This is a genomic window from Microbacterium sp. 69-10, assembly GCF_001897945.1.
Lineage (GTDB): Bacteria > Actinomycetota > Actinomycetes > Actinomycetales > Microbacteriaceae > Microbacterium.
The window spans coordinates 52,786-54,500 of sequence record NZ_MKRT01000012.1 but is presented as its reverse complement, the minus strand read 5'-3'; the positions used below and the strand labels follow the sequence as shown (position 1 = coordinate 54,500).

The following is a 1,715-nucleotide window of genomic DNA, read 5'->3' as shown; positions in this document are numbered from 1 at the left end:
TGCCGACATGGCCCTGCATCGCAGCATCGTCGTCGCCGCACACAACGAGGTGCTGACGGAGCTCTTCGATGGATTTGTGCCGCGAGTGCGTCGGGCCATGATCGACATGCTCCGAATCCATCCGGTCGGCGACGAGCATGCCGACCATGACGTGCACGCGGTCCTCGTGTCGGCGATCGCCGACCGGATGCCAGACGCGGCGGCGCGGACAAGCCGCGCACATCTCGACGCGCTCAAGGCGGTCTTTGTAGGGTGAGGACTCAACCGATCCTTCTGGCCCTGTGCGGGTGAGAGCATGGCCTGAGTCCGACGAGTGGATGATCAATTTCCCTCGTCACCGTAGCTTTGGTCACGGCGAGGGATGAGGACTATGGCGGCAAGGGGTGTGATCGCGACAGCGGCAAGCGCGAGCGGGTAACCAGCGACAGTGATGAGCGCACCGATACCAGGGCCGACCGCTGAGGCTGCGATGAATTGGCCAGTGTTCTGAATGCCGAGAGCTCGCCCAGACCAAGCGGGTCCCGACGCTTCGGCAACGGACGTGAACGCAAGCCCATTGTCGGCAACACTGATTGTCGTGGCAATGACAAACAGGATCGCGGCCAAAGCGCTCCAATGCAATGAAGTTGCCCCCGCGAGGGCGAGCAGCGCAGCTACTCCGGCGACGGCAACCCAACGCAGGACGCGCACTCGGCTCCCAACGCGGTCGCTCGCATGGCCGATGACGATGCGCCCCAATGCGCCAATGAATTGTGAAGCTGCGATCACTACTCCGGCGGAGGCCGCGCTCCATCCCAGACCAATCGTGAGCCAGGCCAGACCAAAGATCGACAGGGTGAACTGCGGCACAACAAGGAGCAGTGACAAGGCGTGAATGCGCGCCAGGAAAGCGTCTCGGCGGTAGGGGTTTGCGGGCCGCACAAGCCCTTCACGGTCTTGGCTGGCGGCTGGCCTCGGCGGGTTTTCGATGCCTACCCAGCTCGCGATCGCAAGGACTGCGGTGAGCACCGCCGCGACGAGCAGAGCCGCCCCCGAACTGATGTGAGCCGCGACCGGAGGAACGACGAGCGCGGCGATAGCGACGCCGAGAGGCTGCGACATCTGCCTAATCCCCATCGCTAGGCCTCGTCGATGCTTCGGAAACCAGCCGACAACGACTCGCCCGCTGGCCGCGTTAGCACTGGCCGCAGCGGCCCCGCCGAGCATGAGCAGGATCGCCATCCACACAATGTTCGGAGCAAATGCGGCGGCCAGAGCGAAGACCGCGGTGAGCGCCGATCCCAGGGCGATGACCTCGCGTTCGCCGTAGCGGTCAGCGGCAGCGCCCCAAAGAACTAGCGTCAGGACCATTCCGAATGTTGGAGCAGATGCGAGGATGCCGCCTTGGGTCAACGTGAACCCTTGCTCTGTGTGAAGCAGAACGATCAGATACGCCGGGGCTGAGATAAGGAACGTTCCCGCCGCTTGGGCGGATACGCCCAGGGCAAGCATCCGCCATGCCTTCGCCGGCACCGCCGACGTCAGTGCTTCTGGAGTGACTTGATCTTGTATTCGCATCTCGTTGTCATTCGTGGTTCATTGCACACCTCTGGCGCGCGTATTCTGGCGGGCTAGTTGTCGGCGACTGAAATAGAGATGCCATTCGTGATCGCAAGGAGGTCATTGAAGGTGAGCGGGAACACGGTGTGTGGCGTGCCGCCTGCTGCCCAGATCGT

The 1,715-nt window shown here is 63.2% G+C and carries 1 protein-coding gene and 2 pseudogenes; 1 reads left to right on the top strand and 2 read right to left on the bottom strand.

Going from position 1 to position 1,715, the window contains the following annotated elements; all coding sequences use genetic code 11:
• Positions 1-256, top strand: a pseudogene (locus tag BGN97_RS04865) (FCD domain-containing protein); the annotation flags it as partial.
• A gap of 65 nt (positions 257-321) precedes the next feature.
• Here BGN97_RS04865 and BGN97_RS04860 read toward each other — a convergent pair.
• Both BGN97_RS04860 and BGN97_RS04855 read right to left on the bottom strand, forming a co-directional pair.
• Entirely contained in the window at positions 322-1,491 is a 1,170-nt protein-coding gene (locus BGN97_RS04860; RefSeq protein WP_292698503.1) for an MFS transporter, read from the bottom strand.
• A 119-nt stretch (positions 1,492-1,610) separates the two neighbouring features.
• Positions 1,611-1,715 (bottom strand): annotated as a pseudogene (locus tag BGN97_RS04855) (YbaK/EbsC family protein); the annotation flags it as partial.

What these genes read in the sequence shown, in the direction of transcription:
- BGN97_RS04860 (WP_292698503.1), bottom strand. Translation starts at nt 1,491, where the DNA reads ATGCTTGCCCTGGGCGTATCCGCCCAAGCGGCGGGAACGTTCCTTATC.